The organism is Cellulomonas sp. P4_A2 (assembly GCF_056402515.1).
Map to the genome: position 1 here is coordinate 303658 of NZ_JBFUHG010000001.1, position 12902 is coordinate 316559.

Below are 12902 nucleotides of genomic sequence, written 5' to 3' on the forward strand. Positions count from 1 at the left end.
CATCCCGAGTCTCAGGCGCCGGCGTGCCGTCGCATCTCGTCGGCGAGCTCGGGGTTGCTCGGCTCGAGGTGCTCGATGACGTTGCGGACCACCTCGGGCTGCTTGTTCTGGCTGAGCTTGGCGCGGGCCTCGAACCGGGTCACCCGCATGCGCAGGCCGACGGTCCCCTTCGCGATCCGACGGGTGCCCTCCTCGTCCTCGGCGAGGCTGCGACCGCCCGGGCGGTGCCCCTCGAAGTGGTCGGTGAGCCGGCCGAGCATCGCGTAGTTCTCGTCGTCGGACAGGACGTCCGGGGTGCCGTACAGGTGGGCCGTGACGTGGTTCCACGTGGGGACGAGGTCTCCCGGCGCGTACCAGCTGGGCGACACGTAGTCGTGCGGGCCCTGCACGATCACGAGGATCTCGTGCTGCCCGAGCTCGTGCTCCACCTCGTCGGGCCGCCCGAAGTGGCTGATGATCGTGAGCTCGTCCGCCTCGTCGTCCACGAGCGCGGGGTAGTGCGACGCGACGAGCCCGCCGGACGCCGGTGAGACGAACGTGGCCCAGGGGTGGTTGCGGATCAGCCGCCGGACCTCGTCGGGGTCGGTCATCAGGTACCGCGGGGTGTGGCGCATCAGCGTCCTTCCGTCCGGGTGAGGTCGAGCCGGTAGAACGCGCTGTTCGGGTCGAGCCGGTAGTCGGCGAACGGCGGGCACGCGACGAAACCCGCACGCTCGTACAGCCGGCGCGCAGCGGCGAAGTAGTCCTGCGTCCCCGTCTCCAGGTGCACGGTCCGGTAGCCGCGGTCGGTCGCGTGCGCCAGCACGTGCGCGAGCAGGGCGGTGCCGACGCCGCGTCCGCGCGCCTGCTCCGTCGTGCGCATCGACTTGAGCTCGGCGTCCGCCGGGGCCAGCTGCTTGAGCGCGGCGCAGCCGAGCAGGTCGCCGGACTCGTCGCGGGCCGACCAGAACGTGATGCCCGGTGCCGACAGGGCCGTGGGGTCCAGGGCGTGCACCGACTCGGCCGGGGACGTGGCGAACATGTCCGTGAGGTGCTCCCCGAGCAGGGCGAGGACGTCGGGGCGCTGGGGGTCGTCGACGGCGATCATGGGCAGCATGCTCGCCTGCCCGGGCGGCCGTGCCAACTCAGCCGTGCTCGAGCACCTGCTTGAGCTGCGCGAGGTCGCCGGTCACCTGGACCGCATCCCGTTCGAGCTCGTCGTCGGTCATGCCGGGCGCCCGGCGCAGCGTGAAGACGACCTCGCAGCCGTCGCCGTCGGCGAGCGCGCGCAGCGGGACGTGCACCGTCTGACCCAGCGGCGTGCGGACCTCGTGGTCGAGCACCCCGAACGGGTTCTGGGCGGCGAACTCGACGCGCGCCCGTCCGTCGGGCGTCTCGACGAACCACCCCTCGTCGGTCCGGACGACGTCGCCGCCGAGGCCGCGCGCCCACCGAGGCAGGTTGGCCGGGTCGGAGACGAACGCGTAGACGTCGTCGACAGACCGCTCGATGTACACGCTGAGGTGCCGCGACTCGGTGCTCACCCGGCGATCGTGGCACGTCTGGTCGGCTCCGGCGGCCGGACCGGCACGTTCGCGACGACGACCAGCGGCCACCGGCTCGACGGTCGCGAGCGCCCGCCAGGGACGCAGCGAGGGGCCGGATGCACGCATCCGGCCCCTCGCTGTGTCGTGCCGGCTAGGACGTGCAGGCCTGGCCGTCGAGCCGGAACTGCAGGGGTGCCTGAGCCTCGCCGGAACCGGTCACCAGCAGGGTGGCCTTCTTGCCCGGCGCCAGCGTCGGCAGTGCTCGGGGTGCCGTGACGGTGACCGCGTTGCCGGACTGGACGAACGAGCCGCCCACGACAGCCCGCACCCGCTGGTTGCCCTCGAACTCCCAGGACAGGTGCCACGGGCTCAGTCGCTGCGTCCCGCGGTTCTCCACCGTGAGGGCCGCGACGAAGCCGCGGTTCTTCGGGCCGCCGACGCTGGTTCCGACCACCTTGACGTTGCAGGTGAGCGGTGCCAGCTGAGGAGCGGCGAGGGCGATGAGCTCGCGAGCCTGCTGCGTGAACCACTGCCCGGCGGCGGGGTCCGCGATGCCACGCTCAGGGTCGAGCGGTCCGGCCGTGCCACGGAAGCACTGGCCGTCGGACTCGCCCGGTACCTTGATCCACAGGTAGGCGTCGACGAGCGCGGAACCGGTCGAGGTCGTCGGGCGCGCGCCGAGCCCGCGGTCGGGCGGGTTGCACCAGTCCTCGTGCGCCGGGTAGACGTTCGGCGGGTACTGCCACGGCCCCAGCGCGTTCCGGCTCGTGTCGATCACGAACGTGGCGGTCGGCTGGACGCCGCCGAGGATCGAGGCGTAGCGCGAGTCGATCCCCGCCGTGCTCAGCGCGGGATCGGTCGCGTCCGGCGTCCACCGGCCGTACTGCGACATCGCGGTGCCCTGCCAGCCGTTGGCCGGACCGCCGTTCCAGTACTGGTTGCCGCAGCCGGCGTAGTCGCCGGGGACCACCTGGGTGGCGTAGGCGATGCACGACGAGACCCAGGTGCCGTATGCCGTGCCGTTCTCGGTGAACTGGTAGTTCGAGGCGTTGAGGAAGAAGCCGGTGGCCTTCTGCACGCCGGCCTTGACCAGGCGGTCGCTGATCTCACCGACGTTCAGCCAGGCCGACGACGTGCCGTCGAGGTAGACCTTCACGTCGGGCAGAGCCGAGAGCACGTCCACGGCGTGGTTGAGCTGGGCGAACCGGGCCGCGGTGGCCGTCGCCGCGTCGACCTCGGCCGGCTGGCACCAGTCCATCGAACCGTCGAGGTTCGTGTAGTGGGGGATGATCCCGAGCCCGTCGGGTTCGAGGATCACCGTCGCCGAGCGGTTGCCGATCCCGGCGGCGAACCCGTCGATCCAGGCGGCGTATGCCGCGGTGTCCGCGGCTCCTCCGGCGGAGTACTGCGCGCAGTCGCGGAACGGCAGGTTGTACGCGACGAGGACCGGCAGCTGGTGGACGGCCGACGCGGCGGAGACGAGCCGGTCGACGTCGGCGCCCACCTCCTGAGGCGTACCTCCGGTGAACCAGGTCGCCGACGGGACGCTGCCGAGCAGCTGGGCGTCGGCCCGTGCCTGCCCGCTGAGGGTCTGCGCGGCTTCCAGGGTCGTGCTGTGCGGGTCGGCGTAGAACGTCGTGCCCGTCGGGGGGGCGGGCTCGGCCGCATGGGCGGGGGCGAGCATCGTGAGCGAGACCGCGAGTGTCGCGGTCGCCGCCAGGGCCGTGCGGCGCATCGGGGCGCGAGTGCGGGGCATGTCTCTCCTGAGTCGTCGTTGACCAGATGGAACTGGAAGCGCTCCCATTTATTTCCACGCCATTCTGCGCACATCGGGCACGGAACGTCAACGCCGCGGGCGCCAGCCGGCTCCAGCCTCGGAACCGACGCGTGCGCCGGTAAGGTTCGGGGCATGGCAGACCCCACGACGGCTGGTCCCGGGGACCAGGGTCGCGAGGGGTCGCCCGAACCCGGCCCGGTGCCCGCGTTCCGGGTGGCGACGCTCGACGAGGTCGCCCTCAGGGCCGGGGTCTCGCGATCTGTGGCGTCGCGGGCGATGAACAACGCCCGCAACGTCAGTGCGCCGAAGCGGGAGGCAGTCGCGCGGGCGGCGAGCGAGCTGGGTTACGTCCCCAACGCGACGGCCCGTGCCCTGGCGACGAGCACCGTCGGGTCGGTGGTCCTCGCGGTCTCCAACGACGACCCTTCGCTGTTCGGGGATCCGTTCTTCTCCCAGGTTCTCGTGGGTGTGGCTGCGGCGCTCGACAGGTCGGAGCTGGACCTCACGCTGATGCTGGCGTCCTCGGAGCGGGGCCAGGCACGGCTCGAGCGGCTGCTGCGGTCCCGCCGGTCGGACGGGGTGATGCTGATGGCCCTGCGCAGGGATGACCCGCTGAACCGGGTGGCTGCCGCGACCGACCTGCCGGTGGTCCTCGGGGGCCGCCCGTTCGATGCGGACGCCCGGTGGTACGTCGACGTCGACAACCGCGGGGGCGCGCGCCTCGCCGCGGAGCACCTGCTGAGGTCGGGGCGTCGCCGCCTCGCCACGATCGCCGGGCCGGCAGATCTGCAGGCATCGGTGGCCCGGTACCAGGGGTTCGCCGACGCCCTGGCGGTCGAGCACCTCCCCTCGGACTGGGTCGAGCACGCAGACTTCACGTTCGAGGGCGGCTCCGCGGCGATGGCGCGACTGCTGGCAGCGCACCCCGAGATCGACGGCGTGTTCGCCGCGTCCGACAACATGGCGGCCGGTGCCCTGCGCGCACTGCGGTCCGCCGGCCGCCGCGTCCCCGAGGACGTCGCCGTCGTCGGTTTCGACGACCTGGAGATCGCGCGCCACACCGAGCCGGCGCTCACGACCGTCAGCCAGCCGATCCGCGGGCTCGGCCACGAGATGGCCACCATGCTGGTGCGGCTGATCGACGGGGACTCACCGACGCCGATCATCCTGCCGACCCGCCTGGTCGTCCGCGGCTCGGCGCCCGGCGCGACCTGACCGTCGCGCCGGTGAGCCGTCGGTGGTGGAGCATGGGGTCGTGGAGATCCAGCTCAGCATGCTCGGCGTGATCGTCAGCGACATGCCGACCGCACTGCGCTTCTACCGGCTGCTCGGGCTCGACATCCCGGCGACCGAGGACGAGAAGCCGTTCGTCCTGCACCGCATGGGCAGCGGCGTGACCCTCTTCTTCGACACTGTCTTCGCCCGCCGCTACGACCCGGCGCACACCCGCCCCGCCCCGGGCGGCTACCAGGCGCTCCTCGAGTTCTACCTCGGCGACGACCGGGCGGTGGACGCGAAGTACGCCGAGCTGACCGACGCCGGGTACCACGGTCGGATGGCGCCCGAGCAGACGTCGGGCCCGTACGCGGCGATGGTCGACGACCCCGACGGCAACGTCGTGCTGCTCACTTCGGACGACGCCCTCGGCTGACTCACGGCTGGCGGCGGACGACGACCCACGCAGACCCGTCGTCCAGACCGCCCGGACCCGTGCGGACGAACACCAGCCGGTCGTGCAGCCGGTCGCGTCGACCGGCCCAGAGCTCGACCTCGGAGCAGTCGATCCGCCAGCCGCCCCACCCGTCGGGCACGGGCACGTCGTCGGGCGAGCCGGTGTCCGGAAAACGTCGTGCGCAGTCGTCGAAGGCGGCGACGAGCGTCGAGCGGTCCGCGACCGGCCGGGACTGCTCGGACGCCCAGGCGCTGATCCGCGACCCCCACGGCCGCGCGCGGAAGTACTCGGTGACCTCGTCGCGAGGAAGCGGGACCGCCTGCCCGCGGAACCGGACGGCCCGGAACATCGACGGCCAGGTCAGCGCGGCCGCGATGCCGCCGGTGGCCGCGATCTCGGTGCCCTTGGCGGAACCGAGGTCGGTGACGAACCCGGGGCCGGCGTCGTCGAGGAACCGCAGGAGGACCGTGCGGACGTTCGGCATGCCGGCGGCGTCGACGGTCGCGACCGCGAACGCCGTCGGGAACGGGACGTCCCCGAGCCGCGCGTCGCGCTCCTCCGCCTGGGCCAGCCAGTCCCGCACCTGCTGCAGCGGGGTCGGCGCGAGGTCGGTCTCGCTCAACCCCTCGCCCGGGTAGTCCTGGTGCACGACGTGGCTCATGGCCGAAACCCTAAGCCGGACGACGGCGCATAAGGAGTTGTCGGGGCACACCGCTCGGACGACCATGCGAGCCATGGCTGGGCAGGGCACCGCGGGACGCAGCGAGCTCGCGCGCCGGGCGCTCGACGGGTACGAGCACGGTCCCGACGCTCCGCAGCGCGCGACCGCGGAGGCCTGGGCGAGAGCCGACGGCGCCGACGTCGTGGTGGTCGTCGAGGGCATCAGCGACCAGATCGCGGTGGAGACGGCCGCGGCGAGTCGCGGTCGGAGCCTCGCCGCGGACGGGGTGGTCGTCGTCCCGATCGGCGGGGCCCACGCCGTCCACGGGTTCCTGGGCCGGCTCCGCACCCCGGCGCGGCTGGCCTGCCTGTGCGACGAGCGCGAGCAGGGCATCTTCCGGGACGCGCTGACCGCCGTCGAGCACCTCGGGCTGTTCGTCTGCGTCGAGGACCTGGAGGACGAGCTGATCCGGGCCGTCGGGGTCGGCGGCGTCGAGGCGCTGCTGGAGTCGCAGGGCGACCTCGGGTCGTTCCGCTCGCTGCAGCACCAGCCGGCCTGGCGGGACCGGGAGGTCGACGCCCAGCTGCGGCGGTTCCTCGGCAGCGCCGCACGCCGCAAGCTCCGCTACGCGCGGCTGCTGACGCAGGAGGCTGTGCGCCGGGACACCCTGCCGCGCCCTCTCGACGCGCTGCTCTCCGTCGCGCTCAGACCGGCCCCGAGCCCCAGCTGAAGAACGAGGTGGGTGACTCGCTCGCGCCGAGCGAGCGGTAGAACTCCAGGGCGTGGGTGTCCTCCTCGTCGGCCGGGACGAAGACCTCCGTGATCCCCGCCTCGGCCGCCAGCCCGCGCAGTGCCACGACGAGCGAGCGACCGACGCCGTGCCGTCGGAAGCCCTCGTGCACGGCCAGGTCGTAGACGAACAGCTCCGCCGACGGCGAGCGGGTCATCGGGATCGTGTGCGCGGTGATCCCGCCGACCACGCGTCCACCCTCGAACGCCGCCACCGCCCAGAACGCGCCCGAGGCCAGCAGCCCGTCCAGGTACTCGTCGCCCAGCGGCTCGGCGCCCTCCTCGAACGCCGCCGCCATCAGGGCGAACATCTCCCGAGCGTGCTCCTCGTCCCCGGGGCCGAGGCGCTTCGTCCAGGAGATCGTCATGACCTCATCGTCCTGCGTCACGGCTCACGCCCGCACGTGCTCCACCGCCGCCATCTCCAGCTCCCTCCCCAGGTGCCGTCAGCCTCGCAGATCAGCCGTGCCCGGGACCATCCGTCCGCGGCGGGTGGGCCGCGAGCAGGCCGAGGCACAGGATCCAGCCGCTGATGCAGGCGATGTGCACCCGCTGGCTCGCGCCCACCGCCCACGCGGGGTCCTCGGTGCTGTGGAACCAGGCGAACACGAGGGTCGACGCGAGACCGCCGATCCACACGAACCACCAGGCCACCCGCTTGAACCACGCCGGCCCGAGCACCCGGACCGACAGCCACGCCGCGGCCGCACCGACGTACAGCGCCGTGTCCGAGACGATGCTGCTGGCCTCGTGCACGCCCTTCGCCAGCTCCTCGCCCGACCCGTCGCACGGGATGCCCGACCCGCAGGAGGTCGCCACGACCGCGGCCAGCGCCGCGCCGAGCGCGAAGACGAGGGTCCCGCCGACGAACACCTCCCGCCAGACACCCGACGGAAGTCGCCGCCGCACGGCCGGCAGCAGGCTCACGACGAGCACGGCGCAGATCACGTCGGTCACGCGCAGGAGCGTCGCGTTCGGCTGTCCGGGCGCCTCCAGGAGGCTGACCACCTCGCCCATCCCCGTGAAGCCGCGCAGCACCCAGTCGAGCAGGAAGTTGCTGTAGAGGAGCGCCGCGCAGACGCCGACGACGATCGGCGCGGCGCGCAGCGGTCGCTCGTCGGGCAGAGGCACAGGGGCATCCTCCCCGAGCGCGGGCCTGTCGGCTCGCGCGGCCCACCGGCCGACCCGGGTGCTAGTCGCCGCCGGTCGTGAAGGCCGGTCGGGGGCGGGTGTCGACGGTGAGCCTGAAGACGTCGGGTCGGTTGTAGTGCCCGGCCGGGTCGAACAGCCGGCGGGCGGCACGCACCTGGGCCAGGTCGATCTCCGCCGTGAGGATGGCCTCCTCGTGCCGGACGGGACCGGCGAGCAGCTCGCCGTTCGGGCCGACGATGACGCTGTTCCCGGGTTCGACCCAGCCGCCGTCCCCGTCCTTGACGGTCCAGACCTGGTCGCGGTGCGGGAAGTCGGACGGGATCTGGTCGACGTGCGTGCACGGGTTGACGCCGATGACGTAGCAGCGGCCCTCGCGCGCGATGTGGCGCAGGGTCGCCACCCAGCCGTCACCACCGGCGAGCGTCGGAGCCGTCCAGATGTCGACGCCCTGCGCGTAGAGGTAGAAGCGCGCCAACGGCATGTAGTTCTCCCAGCACGTCAGGCCGCTGAGCCGGCCGAACGGTGTGTCGACGACCGGCAGCGTCGAGCCGTCGCCATCCCCCAGACGGTGCGCTCCGACCCGGTCGGCACGAGCTTGCGGTGCTTGCCGAGCAGGCTCCCGTCGGGACCGAGGTAGAGGGTCGTGTTGTAGATCGTCGACCCGTGCTGCTCACGCTCCTCGACGTTGATGACGACGTACGCGTCCGCGGCCTTCGCAGCGGCGCCGAGCGCGTCGGTCACCGGGCCGGGAACGACGACCGCCTGGTCGACGAGGAGGGCGAACCAGTCCTCGTCGCCGTCCCAGATGGGTCTCGAGTCCATCCAGATGGGGGTGCCCGGGATGAAGACCTCGGGGAACACCACGATGCGGGCGCCCTCGGACGCTGCCCGCTCGATCAGCAGCACCGCCTTCTCCAGGCAGGCCTGCTGGTTCATCAGCACGGACGCGGCCTGGACCGCCGCCACTCGCGTGAGAGCCATGGTCGGCACCTCCTCGGACCCTGTCCGACCAACGTACTCGCGGGTGCGTCGGCTACGTGAGGGCCAGGTACTGGTGGACGAACGCGATCACCATGCCGCCCTCGCCGACCCCGGCGGCCACCCGCTTGACCGAGCCCGACCGCACGTCGCCGGCCGCGAAGATGCCCGGCACGGTCGTCTCCAGCGCGAACGGGTCCCGTGCCAGCGCCCAGCGGCCGCCGGCACGGGCGTCCGCACCCGTCAGCACGTAGCCGTTCTCGTCGCGCGCGACCTCGTCGGGAAGCCAGGACGTGACGGCGTCCGCGCCGATCATCACGAACAGGACCTCGATCTCCCGCTCGTCCACGGCGCCCGTGCGCCGGTCGGCGACGTCGATCCGCTCCAGCCCGTCGGCACCGCGCAGCGCGACCACCTCCGACCGCGTCTCGACCGTGATGCGCCGGTGGGACGCGATCTGCTCGATCAGGTAGGTCGACATGCTCGCCTCGAGCGACTCGCCCCGCACCACGAGCGTCACGGACCGCGCGTACCGCGAGAAGAACAGCGCCGCCTGCCCCGCGGAGTTGCCCGCCCCGATGATCACGACGTCCTTGCCGTGCGCGAGCCCGGAGTCGCTGCGCGCCGCCCCGTAGTACACGCCCTTGCCGACGAAGCGGTCGATCTCGTCGATCGCGACGTGCCGCCACTCGACGCCCGACGTCAGGACGACGACCTTCGCGCCGACCCGCGTGCCCCCGTCGAGGGTGAGGATGTGCCCATCGGGCTCGATCCCCTCGATCGACCGGGTCACGACGATCTCCGCGCCCAGCCGCTGCGCCTGCCGCAGCGCCTTGCTCGCGAGCTCGTCGCCCGAGACGCCGAACGGGAAGCCGGTGTAGTTCTCGATGCGCGTCGAGGTGCCGGCCTGGCCGCCCGGCGCGAACTTCTCGACGACGAGGGTGCGCAGCCCTTCGGCCGCGCCGTTGACCGCCGCCGTGAGCCCGGTCGGCCCGCCGCCGACGATCACCACGTCGTACTCGTCGGTCGTCGGGACCACCGACAGCCCGCCCGCGAGCGCGATCTCGCGCATCGTCGGGTTCGCCAGGACGCGACCGTCGGGTAGCTCGACGACGGGCCCGGCCTCGGCGCTCTCCACCGTGTCCGACGAGATGCGGTTGCGGTGCAGGAACGTACGGATGTCGTGCACGCGCGGGTCGGACAACCGTCCCCGGACCACCATGTCGGGGGTCGGCTTCTCTGCCGCGATCTCCTTGAGCCCCTCCATGCGGCCCTGGGCCAGCGCACCCACCGTGGCGACGACCTGCGGGGCGCTCGCCGCCAGCGTGAAGAACGTGCCGACGTCCAGCCGCAGGATCCGCGACGGCTCGACGGCCGCACAGCTCGCGGGCATGTTCATGCTGAGCATCACCGGCACCTCGCCGTACAGCTCGCCCGGTCCGCGCGGCCCGATCACGCGCTCGACGCCGTTCACGTTCTTGGTGAGCTCGACGAGTCCCTCGACGACGACGAACAGCGCCCGCTCGTCGCCCTCGTGCACCGCGAACTCGCCCGGAAGCAGCGCGATGTCCTCCACCGACCGGGCCAGGAGGTCGAGCTGCTCGGGCGTCAGGTCGGCGAACAGCGGGATCGCGGTGAGCTCGTCGGGGCGGATCACGGGACCTCTTCGTGGTGCGGCGCGGGACGTCGACATCGTCGCAGATCAGGTCTCGCACGCCGCTAGCCCGCGCCCGGCCCGCGCAGGTCCCGCGCGCGCCAGACCACGGCCCGGGCCGGATCGCCCGTCGTGCCGGCGTCGACGCGTTCCACGACGAAGCCCTCGCGCTCGTAGAAAGCCGCCGCACGCTCGTTGGCCGCGACGTGCTCGACGTACAACCTGTCGATGCCGGCTGGGAGCTGCCTCACCAGGGCGTCCACGAGCTGCGGGCCTACGCCTCGACCTCGCAGGCGCGGCGCGACGTAGAGCTTGTAGACGACGTGGTCGGCGCCGTCGCGCCCGCGCTGGGCGACGCCGACAATCCCCTCCTCCGACACGGCGACGACCACCAGCCCCGCGCCGACCGCGGCCGCGACCTGCTCCTCGCTCCACCACAGCCGGACCTGCGCGTCCGCTGCCTCGGCGCCGATCAGCGGCGCGTAGTGCGGCCGCACGTGCGCCTCGCCGAAGCCGCAGATGCCCGCGACGTCCTCGGGCCGGGCGTCGCGCACGACCACGTGTTCTCCCGCTGTCATCTGGCTCCTTCCTGCCGGTCCGGTCCGCCCGCCGCCGATGTCGGAGGCTCCTAGCCTGCCGGGATGCACGTCACCTCGCGCGGCACCGGAACGGCCCTCGTCCTGCTCCACGGCGTCCAGGTGGACCACCGCCTCCCGCTGCCGCTCGACCCGCGACTGACCGCGGCCCTGCTGACGGACTGGCTCGCGCGCATGCACGGGTCCGTCGCAGACTGAGGCGTGCTGGTCGATGTCGCACGCCTCCGGAGCGAGGCCCACGAGCGCGCGGTCGCTCGACAGAGACGCCCGTTCGCGGGCTCGGTGGAGGACCTGTCGCCGGACGGGCCGTCGATGCGCCGCTACACGCCCGACGTCGCGCCCACCGGGCTCGCCGTCGTGTTCCTGCACGGCGGGTACGGGCTGTTCGGTGACGTGGAGCTGCAGGACGGGTACTGCCGGCTGCTCGCCGGGACGCTCGGCGCGGTCGTCGTCTCGGTCGACTACCGGCTCGCACCGGAGGGCACCCTCGACGACGCCGTGACCGACGCCCTCGCCGGAGTTCGTCTCCTGGAACGCGACGGGGCGACCGACGTGTACCTGTGCGGAGACTCCGCCGGCGGTGCCGTGGCGACTCTCGCCGCCGCGCGGCTAGACCGGCGGCTGGCGGGTCTCCTGCTCACGAACCCCAACCTGGACCTCACCCTGGCGTCCTTCGACACCGAGCGGACCGGCGGACCCGACCGGGAGCTGTCCGCGTGGTCCTTCCGAGCCTGGGCGCAGGTGACCGATCTCGCCGATGCCCCGCGCCTGTCCCGGCTCGCCGCGGCTCTGCCACCCACCGTGGTGGTCGTCGGGACGCGGGACTCGCTCCTGCCCGAGGCACGTGCGCTGGCCGAGGCCTGCGAGCGTGCGGGCGTGGAGTGCCGCCTCCTCGAGCTGGAGGCAGCCGAGCACGGGTTCGTCGGGACCGGCCGTGCCGACGAGGCGCTCGCGGCGTTCCGAGAGCTGACGGCTCGCCCAGGCGCGTGAGGTGCGACGACCGGTCCCGTCCTCCTCATCGGGTCCAGCGATCGAAGTCGGCGGGCGCGACGTTGCTGCCGCAGAGGATCGTCGCCACGGTCCTGCCGTCGAACCGTCCGGCGCCCTCGAGGATCGCCGCGACGCCCAGCGCAGCGGCCGGCTCGACCACCAGGCCGGCGTGGCCGAGGAGGAGGCGCATCGCCTCGACGATGCTCGCCTCGGAGACCAGGACGGCGTCGTCGACGACCTCCTGGAGGTCGGCGAGCACCTCAGGGATGACGTACCGGCCGGCGACACCGTCGGCGATCGTGTCGGGCCGGCCCACCTCGACCGGTGCCCCGGCGCGCAGGGCGAGCGTCATGGCGGGCGCGTTCTCCGGCTGGACGCAGACCACCTCGGTGCCCGTGCTCAGGCTCTTCAGTGCGAGGCCGACCCCCGACGCCATCGCGCCCGCTCCCAGCGAGACCAGGACCGCGGCGAGGGGATCCGGGTGCTCCGCGAGCTCGAGCCCGATCGTCCCCGCGCCCTCGCACGTGTCGACGTCCTTGCTGTCCTCCACCAGGTAGGCGCCGGTCTCGTCGGCCAGCCCTACGGCCACCTCCAGGGCGCGCTCGATCTCGCCGTCGACGAGCACCACGGTGGCGCCGAGGGCCTCCATCCGCCGCAGCTTCAGCGGGTTGGCGGCCGACGAGGCGACGACCGTGACGCCGATCCCGCGCGCCCGACCGCCGAACGCGAGCGCCTGACCGAGGTTGCCGGCGCTCGCGCACACGACGGCGTCCGCCGACCCGCGCTCGAGGAGCCGGGCGAGCACCGTCTCCGTCCCGCGGCCCTTGAACGAGCGGACCGGGTTCAGGGTCTCGACCTTGAGGACCAGACGGCAGCCCAGCACCGAGCTCAGCGGCTCGCACTCGTACTGCGGGGTGTCGAGGAACAGCGGGCTGATCTGGCTGCGGGCACGAACGATCCGGTCAAGCTCGAGCCGCACGGGAACCTCCCGCGCGCTCGGCCACGACTCCTCGGCAGCGTCTCAACCGCGCAGCCCTGCCAGCAGCGCGCCGGCGGTCGCGGCGGCGGCGGCGATCCACACCAGGGTCGGCAACCGTTGCCAGAACG

General features: G+C 73.0%; 15 protein-coding genes and 1 pseudogene. 5 read left to right on the forward strand and 11 right to left on the reverse strand.

Annotated features, from left to right (window positions below):
- Window positions 1-11: 11 nt before the first annotated feature.
- The 4 genes from AC1DUE_RS01610 to AC1DUE_RS01625 all read right to left on the reverse strand — a co-directional run bounded on the left by AC1DUE_RS01610 (window position 12) and on the right by AC1DUE_RS01625 (window position 3282).
- A complete protein-coding gene (locus AC1DUE_RS01610; RefSeq protein WP_477037630.1) occupies window positions 12-614 on the reverse strand; it encodes an FMN-binding negative transcriptional regulator in 603 nt (200 codons plus the stop codon).
- On the reverse strand, window positions 614-1087 hold the full coding sequence (locus tag AC1DUE_RS01615) for a GNAT family N-acetyltransferase (RefSeq protein WP_477037631.1): 474 nt from the start codon (window positions 1085-1087) through the stop codon (window positions 614-616). The genes AC1DUE_RS01610 and AC1DUE_RS01615 overlap by 1 nt, the downstream gene beginning before the upstream one ends.
- A 37-nt stretch (window positions 1088-1124) precedes the next feature.
- Complete coding sequence (locus AC1DUE_RS01620; RefSeq protein ID WP_477037632.1) at window positions 1125-1523, reverse strand: SRPBCC family protein; 399 nt, start codon at window positions 1521-1523, stop codon at window positions 1125-1127.
- Between the two features lie 154 nt (window positions 1524-1677).
- On the reverse strand, window positions 1678-3282 hold the full coding sequence (locus AC1DUE_RS01625) for a glycoside hydrolase family 6 protein (RefSeq protein ID WP_477037633.1): 1605 nt from the start codon (window positions 3280-3282) through the stop codon (window positions 1678-1680).
- 153 nt (window positions 3283-3435) lie between these two features.
- On the opposite strand from AC1DUE_RS01625, the gene AC1DUE_RS01630 reads away from it, so the two are divergent.
- Both AC1DUE_RS01630 and AC1DUE_RS01635 read left to right on the forward strand, forming a co-directional pair.
- On the forward strand, window positions 3436-4518 hold the full coding sequence (locus AC1DUE_RS01630) for a LacI family DNA-binding transcriptional regulator (RefSeq protein WP_477037634.1): 1083 nt from the start codon (window positions 3436-3438) through the stop codon (window positions 4516-4518).
- A 40-nt stretch (window positions 4519-4558) separates the two neighbouring features.
- Window positions 4559-4954, forward strand: a complete 396-nt coding sequence (locus AC1DUE_RS01635; protein ID WP_477037635.1) for a VOC family protein — start codon at window positions 4559-4561, stop codon at window positions 4952-4954.
- 1 nt (window position 4955) lies between these two features.
- Here AC1DUE_RS01635 and AC1DUE_RS01640 read toward each other — a convergent pair whose 3' ends face one another.
- The gene (locus AC1DUE_RS01640; protein ID WP_477037636.1) at window positions 4956-5636 is read right to left on the reverse strand and encodes a pyridoxine/pyridoxamine 5'-phosphate oxidase; all 681 of its coding nucleotides are present in this window, start codon (window positions 5634-5636) and stop codon (window positions 4956-4958) included.
- A gap of 73 nt (window positions 5637-5709) precedes the next feature.
- On the opposite strand from AC1DUE_RS01640, the gene AC1DUE_RS01645 reads away from it, so the two are divergent.
- Window positions 5710-6366, forward strand: coding sequence for a TOPRIM nucleotidyl transferase/hydrolase domain-containing protein (locus AC1DUE_RS01645; RefSeq protein WP_477037637.1), 657 nt, complete (start codon window positions 5710-5712; stop codon window positions 6364-6366).
- Here AC1DUE_RS01645 and AC1DUE_RS01650 read toward each other — a convergent pair.
- The 5 genes and pseudogenes from AC1DUE_RS01650 to AC1DUE_RS01670 all read right to left on the reverse strand — a co-directional run bounded on the left by AC1DUE_RS01650 (window position 6341) and on the right by AC1DUE_RS01670 (window position 10787).
- The gene (locus AC1DUE_RS01650; RefSeq protein ID WP_477037638.1) at window positions 6341-6793 is read right to left on the reverse strand and encodes a GNAT family N-acetyltransferase; all 453 of its coding nucleotides are present in this window, start codon (window positions 6791-6793) and stop codon (window positions 6341-6343) included. The genes AC1DUE_RS01645 and AC1DUE_RS01650 overlap by 26 nt on opposite strands.
- Window positions 6794-6884: 91 nt before the next feature.
- Window positions 6885-7556 (reverse strand): DUF998 domain-containing protein, encoded by a 672-nt coding sequence (locus AC1DUE_RS01655; protein ID WP_477037639.1) that lies wholly within the window; start codon window positions 7554-7556, stop codon window positions 6885-6887.
- A 61-nt stretch (window positions 7557-7617) separates the two neighbouring features.
- Window positions 7618-8558 (reverse strand): annotated as a pseudogene (locus AC1DUE_RS01660) (carbon-nitrogen hydrolase family protein).
- A gap of 52 nt (window positions 8559-8610) precedes the next feature.
- Entirely contained in the window at window positions 8611-10212 is a 1602-nt protein-coding gene (locus AC1DUE_RS01665; RefSeq protein WP_477037640.1) for an FAD-dependent oxidoreductase, read from the reverse strand.
- A 62-nt stretch (window positions 10213-10274) separates the two neighbouring features.
- Window positions 10275-10787, reverse strand: a complete 513-nt coding sequence (locus AC1DUE_RS01670) for an N-acetyltransferase family protein (RefSeq protein ID WP_477037641.1) — start codon at window positions 10785-10787, stop codon at window positions 10275-10277.
- A gap of 63 nt (window positions 10788-10850) precedes the next feature.
- Between AC1DUE_RS01670 and AC1DUE_RS01675 the strand changes: the two genes are divergently transcribed.
- Together AC1DUE_RS01675 and AC1DUE_RS01680 are read left to right on the forward strand one after the other, a co-directional pair.
- Complete coding sequence (locus AC1DUE_RS01675; RefSeq protein WP_477037642.1) at window positions 10851-11003, forward strand: hypothetical protein; 153 nt, start codon at window positions 10851-10853, stop codon at window positions 11001-11003.
- A 3-nt stretch (window positions 11004-11006) separates the two neighbouring features.
- Complete coding sequence (locus tag AC1DUE_RS01680; protein ID WP_477037643.1) at window positions 11007-11795, forward strand: alpha/beta hydrolase; 789 nt, start codon at window positions 11007-11009, stop codon at window positions 11793-11795.
- Window positions 11796-11820: 25 nt separating this feature from the next.
- Here AC1DUE_RS01680 and AC1DUE_RS01685 read toward each other — a convergent pair whose 3' ends face one another.
- Window positions 11821-12774 (reverse strand): threonine ammonia-lyase, encoded by a 954-nt coding sequence (locus AC1DUE_RS01685; RefSeq protein ID WP_477037644.1) that lies wholly within the window; start codon window positions 12772-12774, stop codon window positions 11821-11823.
- Window positions 12775-12902 lie beyond the last annotated feature (128 nt).